At 60.2% G+C, this 14,980-nt stretch carries 15 protein-coding genes and 1 pseudogene; 13 read left to right on the forward strand and 3 right to left on the reverse strand.

What is annotated here, in order from left to right:
* Positions 1–60: 60 nt before the first annotated feature.
* The 6 genes and pseudogenes from JQF37_RS24050 to JQF37_RS24070 all read left to right on the forward strand — a co-directional run bounded on the left by JQF37_RS24050 (position 61) and on the right by JQF37_RS24070 (position 5,534).
* The gene (locus tag JQF37_RS24050; RefSeq protein WP_090324730.1) at positions 61–969 is read left to right on the forward strand and encodes a sugar ABC transporter permease; all 909 of its coding nucleotides are present in this window, start codon (positions 61–63) and stop codon (positions 967–969) included.
* On the forward strand, positions 962–1,807 hold the full coding sequence (locus tag JQF37_RS24055) for a carbohydrate ABC transporter permease (protein WP_130210051.1): 846 nt from the start codon (positions 962–964) through the stop codon (positions 1,805–1,807). The genes JQF37_RS24050 and JQF37_RS24055 overlap by 8 nt, the downstream gene beginning before the upstream one ends.
* Positions 1,808–1,809: 2 nt before the next feature.
* Positions 1,810–2,970: a sn-glycerol-3-phosphate ABC transporter ATP-binding protein UgpC gene (gene ugpC, locus JQF37_RS24060; RefSeq protein WP_130210053.1), complete on the forward strand. Its 1,161-nt coding sequence runs from the start codon at positions 1,810–1,812 to the stop codon at positions 2,968–2,970.
* A 30-nt stretch (positions 2,971–3,000) separates the two neighbouring features.
* A pseudogene (locus JQF37_RS31860) lies at positions 3,001–3,075 on the forward strand (outer membrane lipoprotein carrier protein LolA); the annotation flags it as partial.
* Positions 3,076–3,174: 99 nt separating this feature from the next.
* Positions 3,175–4,521, forward strand: coding sequence for a carbohydrate porin (locus JQF37_RS24065; protein ID WP_130210055.1), 1,347 nt, complete (start codon positions 3,175–3,177; stop codon positions 4,519–4,521).
* Between the two features lie 158 nt (positions 4,522–4,679).
* The gene (locus JQF37_RS24070) at positions 4,680–5,534 is read left to right on the forward strand and encodes a D-hexose-6-phosphate mutarotase (protein ID WP_130210057.1); all 855 of its coding nucleotides are present in this window, start codon (positions 4,680–4,682) and stop codon (positions 5,532–5,534) included.
* 129 nt (positions 5,535–5,663) lie between these two features.
* On the opposite strand, the gene JQF37_RS24075 is transcribed toward JQF37_RS24070, so the two are convergent.
* Positions 5,664–6,524 carry a MurR/RpiR family transcriptional regulator gene (locus JQF37_RS24075; protein ID WP_170948639.1) on the reverse strand — a complete coding sequence of 287 codons (861 nt, stop codon included), beginning with the start codon at positions 6,522–6,524 and terminating at the stop codon, positions 5,664–5,666.
* A 228-nt stretch (positions 6,525–6,752) separates the two neighbouring features.
* Here JQF37_RS24075 and zwf point away from each other — a divergent pair, with 228 nt between their 5' ends.
* The 4 genes from zwf (at position 6,753) to JQF37_RS24095 (ending at position 10,520) form a co-directional block, all read left to right on the forward strand.
* Positions 6,753–8,222 carry a glucose-6-phosphate dehydrogenase gene (gene zwf / locus JQF37_RS24080; RefSeq protein ID WP_130210059.1) on the forward strand — a complete coding sequence of 490 codons (1,470 nt, stop codon included), beginning with the start codon at positions 6,753–6,755 and terminating at the stop codon, positions 8,220–8,222.
* A complete protein-coding gene (gene pgl / locus JQF37_RS24085) occupies positions 8,209–8,922 on the forward strand; it encodes a 6-phosphogluconolactonase (RefSeq protein WP_130210061.1) in 714 nt (237 codons plus the stop codon). The genes zwf and pgl overlap by 14 nt, the downstream gene beginning before the upstream one ends.
* Positions 8,923–8,939: 17 nt before the next feature.
* Positions 8,940–9,605 carry a bifunctional 4-hydroxy-2-oxoglutarate aldolase/2-dehydro-3-deoxy-phosphogluconate aldolase gene (locus tag JQF37_RS24090; protein ID WP_090464570.1) on the forward strand — a complete coding sequence of 222 codons (666 nt, stop codon included), beginning with the start codon at positions 8,940–8,942 and terminating at the stop codon, positions 9,603–9,605.
* A gap of 198 nt (positions 9,606–9,803) precedes the next feature.
* Complete coding sequence (locus tag JQF37_RS24095; RefSeq protein WP_130210063.1) at positions 9,804–10,520, forward strand: intradiol ring-cleavage dioxygenase; 717 nt, start codon at positions 9,804–9,806, stop codon at positions 10,518–10,520.
* A gap of 1 nt (position 10,521) precedes the next feature.
* On the opposite strand, the gene JQF37_RS24100 is transcribed toward JQF37_RS24095, so the two are convergent.
* Positions 10,522–11,703, reverse strand: a complete 1,182-nt coding sequence (locus tag JQF37_RS24100; protein WP_130210065.1) for an aminotransferase class V-fold PLP-dependent enzyme — start codon at positions 11,701–11,703, stop codon at positions 10,522–10,524.
* 23 nt (positions 11,704–11,726) lie between these two features.
* On the reverse strand, positions 11,727–11,963 hold the full coding sequence (locus tag JQF37_RS24105; RefSeq protein ID WP_008056784.1) for a DUF3820 family protein: 237 nt from the start codon (positions 11,961–11,963) through the stop codon (positions 11,727–11,729).
* A gap of 202 nt (positions 11,964–12,165) precedes the next feature.
* On the opposite strand from JQF37_RS24105, the gene JQF37_RS24110 reads away from it, so the two are divergent.
* From JQF37_RS24110 to JQF37_RS24120, 3 genes are all read left to right on the forward strand, one after another.
* Positions 12,166–12,633 carry a PA2169 family four-helix-bundle protein gene (locus tag JQF37_RS24110; protein WP_103406526.1) on the forward strand — a complete coding sequence of 156 codons (468 nt, stop codon included), beginning with the start codon at positions 12,166–12,168 and terminating at the stop codon, positions 12,631–12,633.
* A 155-nt stretch (positions 12,634–12,788) separates the two neighbouring features.
* The gene (locus JQF37_RS24115) at positions 12,789–14,777 is read left to right on the forward strand and encodes an FUSC family protein (RefSeq protein WP_130210067.1); all 1,989 of its coding nucleotides are present in this window, start codon (positions 12,789–12,791) and stop codon (positions 14,775–14,777) included.
* Positions 14,764–14,970 carry a DUF1656 domain-containing protein gene (locus tag JQF37_RS24120; protein ID WP_047532442.1) on the forward strand — a complete coding sequence of 69 codons (207 nt, stop codon included), beginning with the start codon at positions 14,764–14,766 and terminating at the stop codon, positions 14,968–14,970. Before JQF37_RS24115 ends, JQF37_RS24120 begins: the two co-directional genes overlap by 14 nt.
* Positions 14,971–14,980 lie beyond the last annotated feature (10 nt).

Consider the following 14,980-nt stretch of genomic DNA (forward strand, 5'->3'; position numbering starts at 1 on the left):
GCAGGCTGGCTCCCACAGGGAACGCACTTGTAATCCTAATTCTCTATTCTGGATTTCCCCATGAGTTCTGTTGCTGTGTTCAGCAAGGCCTCGCCGTTCGATGCATTGCAGCGCTGGCTACCAAAACTGGTGCTGGCGCCGAGCATGTTCATCGTTCTGGTGGGCTTCTATGGCTACATCCTGTGGACGTTCGTTCTGTCGTTCACCACCTCGACCTTCCTGCCGAACTACAAGTGGGCGGGCCTGGCGCAATACGCACGGTTGTTCGACAACGACCGCTGGTGGGTGGCGAGCAAGAACCTGGCGCTGTTCGGCGGCATGTTCATCGGCATCACGTTGGTGATCGGCGTGATGCTGGCGGTGTTTCTCGATCAGCGCATTCGTCGTGAAGGCTTCATTCGCACCATTTACCTGTACCCGATGGCGCTCTCGATGATCGTCACCGGTACCGCATGGAAATGGCTGCTCAACCCGGGCATGGGCCTGGACAAACTGTTGCGTGACTGGGGCTGGGAAGGCTTCCGCCTGGACTGGCTGATTGACCCGGATCGCGTGGTCTATTGCCTGGTGATCGCCGCTGTATGGCAGGCCTCGGGCTTCATCATGGCGATGTTCCTTGCCGGCCTGCGTGGCGTCGATCAATCGATCATCCGTGCCGCGCAGATCGATGGCGCGAGCATGCCGCGCATCTACTGGAAAGTGGTGCTGCCAAGCCTGCGTCCGGTGTTCTTCAGTGCGGTGATGATTCTGGCGCACATCGCGATCAAGAGTTTCGACCTGGTGGCGGCGATGACGGCCGGCGGCCCGGGTTACTCCTCGGATCTGCCTGCGATGTTCATGTATTCCTTCACCTTCAGTCGCGGCCAGATGGGCATGGGCTCGGCCAGTGCGATTCTGATGCTCGGTGCGATTCTCGCAATCATCGTGCCTTACCTGTACTCCGAGCTGAGGACCAAGCGTCATGACTAGTCTCGCTGCCAAACCTGCCATCAGCCTGAGTCGCATCGCCATCTACGCGGTGCTGATCCTCGCCGTGATGCTTTACCTGATTCCGCTGGTGGTCATGCTGTTGACCAGCTTCAAGACCCCCGAAGACATCAGCACCGGCAACCTGCTGAGCTGGCCGACCGTGGTCAGCGGCATTGGCTGGGTCAAGGCCTGGGCCACGGTTGACGGTTACTTCTGGAACTCGATCAAGATCACCGTTCCTGCGGTAATTATCTCCACGGCCATCGGTGCCTTGAACGGCTACGTGCTGTCGATGTGGCGTTTTCGCGGTTCGCAGTTGTTCTTCGGTCTGCTGTTGTTCGGCTGCTTCCTGCCGTTCCAGACCGTCCTGCTGCCGGCCTCGTTCACCCTCGGCAAGATGGGCCTGGCGAGCACCACCACGGGCCTGGTGTTCGTGCACGTGGTCTACGGCCTGGCGTTCACCACGCTGTTCTTCCGTAACTACTACATCAGCATTCCCGATGCGCTGGTCAAAGCCGCGCGCCTCGACGGTGCGGGTTTCTTCACCATCTTCCGCCGGATCATCCTGCCGATGTCGACGCCGATCATCATGGTCTGCCTGATCTGGCAGTTCACTCAGATCTGGAACGACTTCCTGTTCGGGGTGGTGTTCTCCAGCGGTGATTCGCAACCGATCACGGTGGCGTTGAACAACTTGGTCAACACCAGTACCGGGGCCAAGGAATACAACGTTGATATGGCGGCGGCGATGATCGCCGGTTTGCCGACCCTGCTGGTCTATGTGGTCGCAGGCAAGTATTTCGTGCGCGGGCTGACGGCCGGCGCAGTCAAGGGGTAATCATGGCAACGCTCGAACTTCGCAACGTAAACAAGACCTATGGCGCCGGCCTGCCGGACACCCTGAAGAACATCGAACTGTCGATCAAGGACGGTGAGTTCCTGATCCTCGTCGGCCCCTCGGGCTGCGGCAAGTCGACTCTGATGAACTGCATCGCCGGCCTCGAGACCATCACGGGCGGCGCGATCATGATCGGTGACCAGGACGTCAGCGGCATGAGCCCCAAGGATCGCGACATCGCCATGGTGTTCCAGTCCTATGCGCTGTACCCGACCATGAGCGTGCGCGAGAACATCGAGTTCGGACTGAAAATCCGCAAGATGAGCCAGTCGGCCATCGATGAGGAAGTCGCTCGCGTGGCCAAGCTGTTGCAGATCGAACACCTGCTCAATCGCAAGCCAGGCCAGCTCTCCGGTGGCCAGCAACAGCGCGTGGCGATGGGCCGCGCCCTGGCACGTCGGCCGAAGATCTATCTGTTCGACGAACCGCTGTCCAACCTCGACGCCAAGCTGCGGGTCGAGATGCGCACCGAAATGAAACTGATGCACCAGCGCCTGAAGACCACCACTGTCTACGTGACCCACGACCAGATCGAAGCGATGACCCTGGGCGACAAAGTGGCGGTGATGAAGGACGGGATCATTCAGCAGTTCGGCACGCCGAAAGACATCTACAACGATCCGGCCAACCTGTTCGTGGCGAGCTTCATCGGTTCGCCGCCGATGAACTTCATCCCGCTGCGCCTGCAACGCAAGGACGGTCGTCTGCTGGCGTTGCTCGACAGCGGCCAGGCCCGTTGCGAGTTGCCGCTGGGCATGCAGGACGCCGGTCTCGAGGATCGCGAAGTGATCCTCGGCATGCGCCCGGAGCAGATCGTTCTGGCGAATGGCGAAACCAATGGTTTGCCGACCATTCGTGCCGAAGTCCAGGTCACTGAACCGACCGGTCCCGACACCCTGGTCTTCGTCAACCTCAACGACACCAAGGTCTGCTGCCGCCTGGCGCCGGACGTCGCCCCGGCCGTGGGCGAGAGCCTGACCCTGCAATTCGATCCGGCCAAAGTGCTGTTGTTCGATGCCAAGACCGGGGAGCGTTTGGGGGTGGCCGGTCTGCCGAAAGCCGAAGCGCACGCTGCCAACGTCGCGCAATTCAAAGGCCGCTGAACAACAACTGTAGGAGCGAGCCTGCTCGCGATGGACGTCAACGATGACACTGGAAACCTGACACCCCACGGTGTTCTCAGGTTTCTCGCGAGCAAGCTCGCTCCTGCAGGGGGGAATCCGTGATGCGCGGCCTGTCGTGCATCGCAACCGCTGTAACCGCGTTAGAAAAAGAAAAGTTAATAACAATAAAACGAGGATGTAGGGATGAAGACGAGAAACACGGCCCGGTTGATCTGCCAGGTCTCAGCAGCGGCGGCACTGGTTCTGGCCGGTAATGCGATGGCCGATGAAGCGTTCAGCTCCGACTCCAAGTGGATGACGGGCGATTGGGGTGGCGAGCGTACCAAGCTGATCGAGCAAGGCATCGACATCAAGATGGACTACGTCGGGGAAGTCGGCGGTAACCTGCACGGCGGCTTCAATGACGACAAGACCGCACGCTACAGCGACCAGTTCGGCCTGGGTGCGGCGCTGGACTTGCAAAAACTGCTGGGCTGGGACAACACCCAGGCCAAGATCCAGCTCACCAACCGTAACGGTGAGAACATTTCCAATGACCGTATCGGTGACCCGCGTGCCGGCACCTTGAGTTCCTCCCAGGAAGTCTACGGTCGTGGCCATATGGTCCGCCTGACCCAGTTGTGGATTCAGCATCAATTCTTCGACAACAAGCTGGACGTCAAGGCCGGTTACTTCGGTGAAGGCGAAGACTTCAACACCTTCCCGTGCGAATTCCAGAACCTGGCGTTCTGCGGCTCCCAGGTGGGTAACTGGGCGACCAATATCTGGTACAACTGGCCGGTCAGCCAAGCGGCGATCCGCGTGAAGTACAACATCAATGACGAGCTCTACGCTCAGATTGGCGCGTACAACCAGAACCCGTCACAGCTGGAGCACGGTAACGGCTTCAAGCTCAGCGGCAGCGGTACGGCGGGCACCGTGTTGCCGGTCGAGCTGGTCTGGTCGCCGAAGGTCAACAGCCTGCCTGGCGAATACCGTGTCGGTTACTACAAAAGTACCGCCCCGGCCGACGACGTGCTCGAGGACGACAACGGCCAGAACGCCGCGACCAGCGGCAACCCTTATCGCGTCCACGATAGCAAGCACGGCTACTGGTTCGTCGCGCAACAGCAACTCACCAGCCACAATGGCGATGCTTCTCGCGGTCTGAACATCGCCGCCAACGCCACTTTCCACGACAAGGACACCAACTTCATCGACAACTACCAGTCGCTGATGTTTGTGTACAAGGGCCCGTTCGACGCGCGTCCGAAGGATGACGTGGGCATCGGTTTCGCCCGTATCCATGTCAACGATGACGTGAAGAAAAACGCTGAACTGGTCAATGCTTCCAATGGCGTTTCGGACTACGACAATCCGGTGTTCTCGCCGATTCGTGAAACCGAATACAACTACGAGGTCAACTACGGTTTCCACGTGACCAACTGGCTGACCGTGCGTCCCAACCTGCAATACATCACTCACCCTGGCGGTGTGGATGAAGTCGACAACGCATTGGTCGCCGGCCTGAAAATTCAGTCGGTGTTCTAACGCGGTTGCGATAAGCTCCTCTCTATGTGCGCATTTTTGCGGACAGCCATGGCTGTCCGCTTTTTTTTGTGCGGCCCTGTGGCGAGGGGGGCAAGCTCCCTCGCCACAGATAATTTCAGTGACTGTTAGTACACCCATGTTTTTCAGGACCGTGGCCCATGCTTGAGCATCCGCTACAACGCTTCTTCAAATCCTTGCGCGAACGACCGGTGTTTGCATGGGAGCGCTATCAGAAGCGCGACGTGTTGGTGATCGATCACCCGTTGTGTCAGGCGGTGTTCAGTCGCCAAGGCGCGCAATTGCTGCACTTTCAGCCCAAGGGGCAGAAGCCGTGGCTTTGGTGTGCGGCGAAGTGGCCGCAAGTCGGTGCCATCCGTGGTGGCGTGCCGGTGTGCTGGCCGTGGTATGGCCGTCATCCCAGTGAAAATGCCTGGCCGTCCCATGGCTGGGCGCGGCTGATCGACTGGAAGTTGATCGACAGCAGCAGTGATGATGACGGCGTGCGTTTGCACTGGCAGCTGGAACTGTGCGACTGGCAAGTGGACCTGCATGCACACTTGGGCGAATGCATGGATCTGCGCCTGAGTACCGAGCATCAGGACGACATGCCGTGCCAGTTGAGTCAGGCTTTGCACGCTTACTGGCGTATTGGTGACGTCGGTGAGGTAGCGCTGTCTGGGCTCGAAGGTGCGCAAGGTTACGACCAGTTGAACCGTCAGGTTTGCCAGCAGGAAGGCGAGTTGCGCGTCGATGGCGGTTGTCAGCGGGTGTTCCAGCATGACGGCGAACTGCAGCTCAACGACCATGCCTGGCAACGGGCGTTGTGCATCGATACCGGCGACACGGCCGACACGGTTGTCTGGCATCCGGGCTCACGGCCGTTGCTGGGGGTGAGCTGGAACGAGATATCCGAGTTCGTTTGCGTAGAAGCCGCCAGCGGCGGGACTGACAGCCTGTGCCTGAAACCGGGGGAGCGGGCGCATTTGAGTCTGCAGGCGCGGGTGGGGGGGTAGTTCAGTAGCGACGGTGCGCCGAATACCGCCATCGCGAGCAGGCTCGCTCCCACATTTGGAACGCATTCCCTTGTGGGAGCGAGGCTGCTCGCGAAGAGGCCGGATCATTCAACGCAGAAGCCTCTGGCCTCAGTTGAACTCGTCGCCCACTGGATACCGGCTGGCATTCAGGCTCTCTTTGATCTTGCGCAGATGCGGCTGGAAATCCACGCCCCGGCGCAGGGTCATGCCGGTGGCGAGCACGTCCAGCACGGTGAGCTGAATGATCCGCGAAGTCATCGGCATGTAGATGTCGGTGTCTTCGGGCAGCGGAATGTTCAGGCTCAAGGTACTGGCCTTGGCCAGCGGCGAGTTCTCGGCGGTCAAGCCCAGTACCGATGCGCCGTTTTCACGGGCGATGCGTGCCACTTCCACCAGTTCGCGGGTGCGTCCGGTGTAGGAAATGATCACGAACAGCTCGCCGGTGTGCGCCACCGAAGCAATCATGCGCTGCATCAGCACGTCGGCATGGGCGGTCACGGCCAGGTTGAAACGGAAGAACTTGTGCTGCGCATCCAGGGCCACGGGAGCCGAGGCGCCGAGGCCGAAGAAGTGGATCTGCCGTGCCTGGATCAGCAGGTCGACGGCGCGGCTGATCAGGTTCGGATCGAGGGCCTGGCAAGCGCTGTCGAGGGAGGCGATGGCGCTGCCGAAAATTTTCTGGGTGTAGGCTTCCGGATTGTCGTCGGCCTCCACCGCACGGCTGACGTACGCCGCGCCGCTGGCCAGGCTTTGGGCCAGTTGCAGCTTGAGCTCGGGGTAGCCGCTGACGCCGAATGAACGGCAGAAACGGTTGACCGTCGGTTCGCTGACCGAGGCGGCCTGGGCGAGGGCGGCGATGCTGAAGCGAGTGGCCTGCTGTGGGTTGAGCAGGATCACCTCGGCGACTTTGCGTTCGGCCTTGTTGAGCTCTTCAAGGCGATTCTGGATCTGTTCCAGTAAATTTCGCACGCGGTCCATATGAGTTTCCTTGATTCACCGGCGCCGATAAGCGCGCGGCTAATGCAAAAAGGGCCTTTGGTGTGGCCCATAACGGTGGCCTATCCTACTGATGGCTCTGACCGACCACCACTCGGAATCTGTATTTTGCGAAAATGTTGTGGTTATTACTACATTTTCCCTTGAGTGATGCCTTGAAAAAAGGTATTTGTAGCTTAACTTGATAAAAGAACAAACATCATGCCTTCGATTACGGTTGAACCGTGCACCTTCGCCTTGTTTGGCGCCCTTGGCGACCTGGCCTTGCGCAAGCTGTTTCCTGCCCTTTATCAACTCGACGGTGCGGGCCTCCTGCACGAGGACACGCGGATCATTGCGCTGGCCCGTGAGCCGGGCGATGAAAAGCAGCATCTGGCGTTCATCACCGCCGAACTGCGCCGCTACGTCGGTGCCAAAGAGCTGGACGAAGCCGTGGTCGAACGCTTCCTGGCCCGCCTGAGCTATCTGCACGTCGATTTCCTCAAGTCCGAAGACTATGTGGCCCTGGCTGAAATGGCCGGCAGCGCGCAGCGGGTCATTGCCTATTTCGCCACGCCGGCAGCGGTGTATGGCGCGATCTGCGAAAACCTGGCAAAGGTCGGCCTGGCGGAAAACACCCGCGTGGTGCTGGAAAAACCTATCGGTTCGGACCTGGAATCCTCGCGCAAGGTCAACGATGCCGTGGCGCAGTTTTTCCCGGAAAACCGCACGTATCGCATCGACCACTACCTGGGCAAGGAAACCGTCCAGAACCTGATCGCCCTGCGTTTCGCCAACAGCCTGTTCGAAACCCAGTGGAACCAGAACTACATCTCCCACGTGGAAATCACCGTGGCCGAGAAGGTCGGGATCGAAGGCCGCTGGGGTTACTTCGACAAGGCCGGTCAGCTGCGGGACATGATCCAGAATCACCTGCTGCAACTGCTCTGCCTGATCGCCATGGACCCGCCGGCCGACCTGTCCGCCGACAGCATCCGCGACGAGAAAGTCAAAGTCCTCAAGGCGCTGGCGCCGATCAGTCCGGAAGGCCTGACCACGCAAGTGGTGCGCGGCCAATACATCGCCGGCTACAGCGAAGGCAAACCGGTACCGGGTTACCTGGAAGAACCGAATTCCAACACCCAGAGCGACACCGAAACCTTCGTCGCCTTGCGTGCCGACATCCGCAACTGGCGCTGGGCCGGCGTGCCGTTCTACCTGCGTACCGGCAAGCGCATGCCGCAGAAGCTCTCGCAGATTGTCATCCACTTCAAGGAACCGTCGCATTACATCTTCGCTCCCGAGCAGCGCCTGCAAATCAGCAACAAACTGATTATCCGCCTGCAGCCGGACGAAGGCATTTCCTTGCGTGTGATGACCAAAGAACAAGGCCTGGACAAGGGCATGCAGTTGCGCAGCGGTCCGTTGCAGCTGAATTTTTCCGACACCTGGCGCAGCGCACGGATTCCCGATGCCTACGAACGGTTGTTGCTGGAAGTGATGCGCGGCAATCAGAACCTGTTTGTCCGTAAAGATGAAATCGAAGCCGCGTGGAAGTGGTGTGACCAGTTGATCGCCGGATGGAAAAAATCCGGTGATGCGCCCAAGCCGTACGCGGCCGGGTCCTGGGGGCCGATGAGCTCCATTGCTCTGATCACGCGGGACGGGAGGTCGTGGTATGGCGATATCTGATTTGAAACTGCCTCAGGGCGTCAGCGCCCGTGAGTTCAAGAACCCGGTGCAATTGGCCGAAGGCCTGGCGATGGGCGTGGCCAGGCAATTGCGCGAGGCGATCGACACCCAGGGCACCGCAACGCTGGTGGTGTCCGGTGGTCGCAGCCCGGTGGCCTTTTTTCAGCACCTGGCCAAGCAGGCGCTGGACTGGTCGAACGTGGTGGTCAGCCTGGCTGATGAGCGTTGGGTCCCGGTCGAGCACGCCGACAGCAATGCCGGCCTGCTGAAGAAGTATCTGCTGCAAGGCCCGGCGGCCAAGGCGCAGTTCCTGAGTCTGTACAGCGCCACCGCCAACCTTGAACAAGCCGCCGAGAACGCTGACCGTTTGCTCTCCGAGCTGCCGGTGATTGACGTGCTGGTGCTGGGCATGGGCGACGACGGTCACACCGCATCCCTGTTCCCCAATAGTCCGAACCTCGCCGATGCCTTGAAAGCCGATGGCACGCGTCGTTGCTACCCGATGCTGGCGCCGACCGTGCCGCATCAGCGCCTGACCATGAGTCGCGCGCTGCTGGCTTCGGCCAAACATAAAGTGCTGTCGATTTCCGGTCAGTCCAAGCTGACCACCCTGAACACCGCATTGGCCGGCGACGATGTCGCCGAATTGCCGATTCGCGCATTTTTGCAACCCACGTTAGAGATTTACTGGTGCCCATGAGCCAAGGAACAGCCGCTATGAAAAACCCATCCCCGACCGTTTCCATGGCGGACAAAGTTGCCCTGATCGACGACCTCTGCGCCAGGGCGCGGATTCTGCCGGTGATCACCATCGCTCGTGAGCAGGATGTTCTGCCGCTGGCCGATGCGCTCGCCGCTGGCGGCCTGACTGCACTGGAAGTGACCCTGCGTTCGCAGTTCGGCCTCAAGGCCATTCAGATCCTGCGTGAGCAGCGTCCGGAGCTGGTGACCGGTGCCGGCACCGTGCTCGATCGCCACATGCTGGCGGCCGCGGAAGCTGCCGGTTCGCAGTTCATCGTGACGCCGGGCATTACCCGTGACCTGCTGGAAGCCAGCGTCGCCAGCCCGATCCCGCTGTTGCCGGGCATCAGCAATGCGTCGGGCATCATGGAGGGCTACGGTCTGGGCTATCGCCGCTTCAAGCTGTTCCCGGCGGAAGTCAGCGGCGGCGTCGCGGCCATCAAGGCCCTGGGCGGCCCGTTCGGCGAAGTGAAATTCTGCCCGACCGGCGGTGTCGGTCCGGCCAACATCAAAAGCTACATGGCGCTGAAAAACGTCATGTGCGTGGGCGGTAGCTGGATGCTTGATCCGGAGTGGATCAAGAACGGCGACTGGGCCCGCATTCAGGAATGCACCGCCGAAGCTCTGGCGCTGCTGGACTGATCCGCTTCACCTGACACCTCGTTGTGTGTTCTACGGCTTTTCGGTGCGCTTGGTCGGCGCACCGTTTTTTTTGCCCGCAAAAAAACAGGCGGGAGCGAGCCCGTTCGCTCCCACAGGGACATCATGCGATACATAGTTACCGCGTGACGCGTTTTGGCCAGTGCTAGCCTGCGTTCTTCTTATGGAAGAGAGAACGTCATGGACGACAACACCTCAGCAACACCCGTTTACCTGCTTTCACCGGAACAGATAGCCGGTCCCTATTTCCGCAACCCGAAACTGATCAGACGCAATATCAGCGAAGGCGCCGACGGCATCCCGTTGGTGTTGCGGCTGGCCATAGTCGACGCCATGACCGGCCAGCCCGTTCCCGATGCGCTGGTGGATATCTGGCACTGCAATGCGCGCGGGGCATACTCCGGCTGGAGCAAGGTCAATCCGGATGTGGAAGTCGATGCCGCAGACATCGGCTCGGTCCCGCGAACCGACGACGACACTTACCTGCGCGGCGGGCAATTCACCGACAAGAAAGGCATCGCCCGGTTCACCACGATCTGTCCGGGGTTTTATGCCGGGCGTGCCTTGCATATCCACGTCGCCGTTCGCATCACCAGCGGTAACAACTATCTGCAGGAGCGACACGTCGCCTGGGTCGGTCAGTTGTACTTCCCCGAGGTCGCCGCGCGCTCGGTGCTCAATGCCCGGGAGTACAGCGGTCGCGCCATCCCTGCATTGAGTAACGATCAAGACTTTTTCTACCAGAGCATGGGCGGCGAAGCCTCGACCCTGAACGTTCACACCCTCGGTCGAGACTCGAATGAAGACGGCTTTTTCGGGCAGGTGACCATCGGCATCGACACCTTTGCAGTGTCATCCCAGATCAAGCCCGAGGACTTCGACAAGTACACGGTGTGAGTCAACTCAGTTCGGTCAGCGCCGTGATCAGTTGTGCCATGTCGGCAGCGGTGGTGGTCAGTCCCGGCGTAATGCGAATGCAGGGACCGCAGGCCGCACCGCTGCGCACCACGGTGAACAGGTTGTAGTCGTTGAGCAGCCGCTCGGCCATCGACTGCTGATCGTTGTGTGCGGTGAAACGCATCGAGGTGATGCCGCAATAGAGCCTTGGGTCATCCGGTGTCAGCACTTCAATGCCCGGCAGCTCACGTGCCGCTCGAACCCACAGGTTACGCAGGTAGTTGAGCCGTGCACCCTTGGCGGCGGCGCCGCCCATGGCCCAATGTTCCTCCAGCACCAGCGGCAGGGTCAGCAACGCCGGGATGTTCGGGGTGCTGTAGGGCGTGCGGGCGCGAATGTCGGTTATCGGGAAATGCATCTCGCCCATGTCCGGGTCGATGTCGCCCAGGCGTTCAGGGGCAATGTAGAGGAAGCCCAGGGTCAGCGGCGCGCCGATCCACTTGTGCAGGTTATAGGCCGCGAAGGCGATGCCCAGCTCCTCAAGATCGAACGCCAACTGGCCCAATGCATGGGCCCCATCGAGAATCACGTCGATCCCGTGTTCCCTGGCTGCGGCGGCAATCGCCTGTACCGGCATCACCAGCCCCGTGCGATGGGTGACATGGGTCAGGGCCATCAGCTTGAGCCGTGGATAACGCTCGAAAGCTTCGCGATAGGTGGTCAGCAAACTGTCGAAACTGGCGGGATGCCGATGTTCGATCTCGATCACTTCGACGCCACGGTGACGGGCCAGCCAGCGCATGGCGCCCTTGACCGTGTCGTATTCCAGATCGCATACCAGCACCTGGTCGCCCGGCTGCAAGCGGTTGTAGTTGCGGATCAGTGACTGCAAGCCGTCCGAGGCGTTGCGTGTAAGCGCGACAGCTTCGGCGGGCACATCAATCAGCCCGGCCACCCGCGCACGGATCTTCAGGCCGTCGCTCGTCTCGAAGCGCTGGCGTACGTAGACCGAGTTACTGCGGTTGATCAGCTCGATGTTGTGCTGATACTCCTCGATCACCGTGCGCGACATGCGTCCGAAGTAACCGTTTTCCAGGTTGATCGGGCCGGGCTGGACATCGTAGCGGTCGGCAAACGTCCGCCAGAAGGATTCATCACGGGCGCGGCGGGTGTTATCGGGCATGGGCAACTCGATGAGTGGACATTTCAGTGACGTGGCGCGGGTTTGCCGTGTTTGGCACGCAAGGGTTCGAGCAATTCAGACAAACCGTTGTGATCGATTTCCTGCATCAGGGCCAACAGACCGCCCAGTTCGCCGTGGGGAAATCCTTCCCGGGCAAACCAGTTCAGGTAGGGGCCGGGCAGGTCGGCAATGATTCGACCCTTGTATTTGCCGAAGGGCATCTGGCGAGTTATCAGCAGTTCGAGCTTTTCAGGGTTCATCAATCAATCCTGGATTCAATCAGTCTGGAAAATACAGGCATTCTGCATGCAGGCCAAATGACAGATCATGCAAAAGAAACGGATACAGATTCATCTGATATTTATAACTCACTGAAATATATAGAGTAATTGCTTGATGGATAGCTGGCATGCGAGGTGCAACACCTATTGCAACTTTCATCCACCTGCAAGGAATTGAAAAATGACTGACATGAATAAAGAAGCGATTTCTGTACTCAACGACCTGATTGAAACCAGCAAGGACGGTCAGGAAGGGTTCAAGACTTGCGCTGAAGACATCAAACACCCTGAACTCAAAACCCTGTTCGTGCAACGTTCCGCAGAGTGCGCCACAGCGGCTTCCGAACTGCAAAGTGCGGTTCGTTCCATGGGCGGCGATCCGGAAACCTCCACCAGTGTCAGCGGTGATTTGCACCGTCGCTGGGTTGACGTGAAGTCGATGTTCACCGGCAAGGACGAAGAAGCGGTGCTCAATGAAGCCGAGCGTGGCGAAGACCATGCGCTGAAGGCCTATCGAGACGCCATGGAAAAAATCAACAAGCATAATCTGGTGGGCATTCGCGACCTCGTTGAGCGTCAGTACCACGGCGTGCAGCGCAATCACGATCAAGTCAAAGCCTTGCGTAACCAGGCGCGTGCACGTTCGTAAGCGTACGTTTGCTGTCAAAAACGCCAGCCAGTCTGGCGTTTTTTTGTGCCTGTGAATTAGCGCTGGACGGGATATCGATAGCTAGCTAATAATTTGTTTCTCAAGTGTTCACCGAAGCCGTCTATCGTTAAATCGTCCTTCCAAGAGTCCCTTTCGTGCCCATCACTTTCCAGGCTTTATTTGCGCCTGACCGCCGCGCTGTGCAATTCGCGATCAAGACCCTGATTGGCGGAGGCCTGGCGCTGTGGCTGGCCTTGCGCTGGGGACTGGAGCAACCGGCCTGGGCGCTGATGACGGCGTTCATCGTGGCGCAGCCATTGTCCGGCATGGTGCTGCAAAAGGGCCTGGCGCGGCTGCTGGGCACGTTGATCGGGACGATCATGTCGGTGGTGTTCATGGGCGCCTTCGCCCAGACGCCGTGGTTGTTTCTGTTGGCCCTGGCGCTGTGGCTCGGCCTGTGTACGGCGAGTTCGACCCTGCTGCGCAGCGCCTGGTCCTATTCATTTGTGCTGGCCGGGTACACGGTGGCGATCATTGCTTTGCCGGCCATTGCCCATCCGCTGACCGTGTTCGATCAGGCCGTGGCGCGCTGCACGGAAATTTGCCTGGGGATTGTCTGTGCCACCGCCAGCAGTGCCTTGCTCTGGCCGATGCGGGTCGAGCTGCAACTGGCCGATCAGGCCCGCGCGGCCTGGCGGAGCGGAATGAACGCCGCGCGGGCGACCCTGGCCGGCGATGGCCAGGCGCGCAAGGACTTGCTGGAAATCCTCGGCAGAATCGTCGCGGTAGACGCCCAGCGCGAACACGCCTGGTTCGAAGGCCGTCGCGGCCGGCAACGTGCGCGGGCTATCAGTGGTCTGAGTCAGAAGTTGTTGATGTTGCTGCGCATCGCCCGTTCGGTTCGTCGTCAGTGGAAGCCGTTGGAGCCCCAGGAGACGGCGCAATTATCGTCCTGGATGCACGAAGTCCAGGAAGCGCTCGGCAGCGGCGATCCCGCGCCGTTGCAAGCCTTGCGTCCACGCTTGCTGGAGGCGTCCCATGCGCGGCACATCAGCGCCGCGCAAAGTTACTGCCTGGTGCGGTTGACCTTGTTGATGGACACCGCGCTGGCAGCCGGTACCGCGTTGCAAGCGGTGGAGCAGGGGGGTGAGTCCCTCGACCCACCAAGATCCCTGGCCCCACACCGTGACCTGTCCCTGGCGCTGGTGTTCGGTGCCCGCAGCGCGCTGGCCTTTCTGGTGGTTTCGTGTTTCTGGCTGGCGACGGCATGGCCCGCCGCGGCCGGGGCGCTATTGCTGACGTGTGTGGTGTGCAGCCTGTTCGCCAGCCGCGAGAACGGCGCGCAGATCGGCATGAGTTTCATGCGCGGGATTTTCCTGGCCCTTCCGGCGGCGTTTATCGTCGGACAGATTCTGCTGCCGCAATGGAGCGGTTTCGCGATGCTCTGTCTGGGCATGGGCGTGCCATTGTTTTTCGGAGCGCTGGGCATGGCCAAACCGCAGATTGGCGCCACGGCGACTTCGTTCTGTCTGCATTTCATTGTGCTGGTGGCTCCGTTGAATCAGATGAAGTTCGACGTCGCCGGGTTTTTCAACAGTGCACAAGCCATGGTGATAGGCGTCGGTGCGGCGGTGCTGGCGTTTCATTTACTGATCCTGCGCAACCCGACCTGGCATGCCCGACGCCTGTTGGCCGCGACCCTTGGCGACCTGGTACGCCTGACCCGGCGCAATCTGGCCGGCGCCGAGAGCTGGTTCGGCGGACGCATGGCCGACCGTTTGCTGCAATTGGCGCGGCATTATCCGGAGCTGCCGGAGCCAGCACGCAGTCGCTGGGACGATGGCTTGCTCGGCCTGGATATCGGCGATGAATTGCTGCACCTGCGTTTGAGCCTGGCAGTGGCGCAGGTGCCGCTGACCGCACCGCAACGGCAATACCTGGAGCATCTGGAAAAAGTCCTGCAACAAGGTCCGGCTGGCCGTCGCGCCGACGCGTTGGCCGAGCCGAGCGAAGCCTTGCTGCAATCCTTGTACGCCTTGCCCCCTGATGACGCGGTGAAGCTGGCCCAGGGCGCGGTGCTGCAATTGCAAAACAGCTGGCGTGCCTGGTGCCGCCAGCAGGAGGACGTCGATGGGCTTGCGTGAGTGGTCGGTGGGCGGCGTACTGCTCAGCCCGTTTCTGATTTATGTGGTACTGGCGTTGCTGGTGACCGGCGCTTTGCGCCTGTTGTTGCGGCTGACCCCGGTGAGCCGCTGGATCTGGCATGAAGCATTGTTTGATTGCGCCTTGTACGTCTGTGTATTGACCGTGATCACCTTCGTCCTCGGTCCCTTATAAGGAGTTGAAT

Source organism: Pseudomonas sp. MIL9, from assembly GCF_016887925.1.
GTDB lineage: Bacteria > Pseudomonadota > Gammaproteobacteria > Pseudomonadales > Pseudomonadaceae > Aquipseudomonas > Aquipseudomonas mohnii.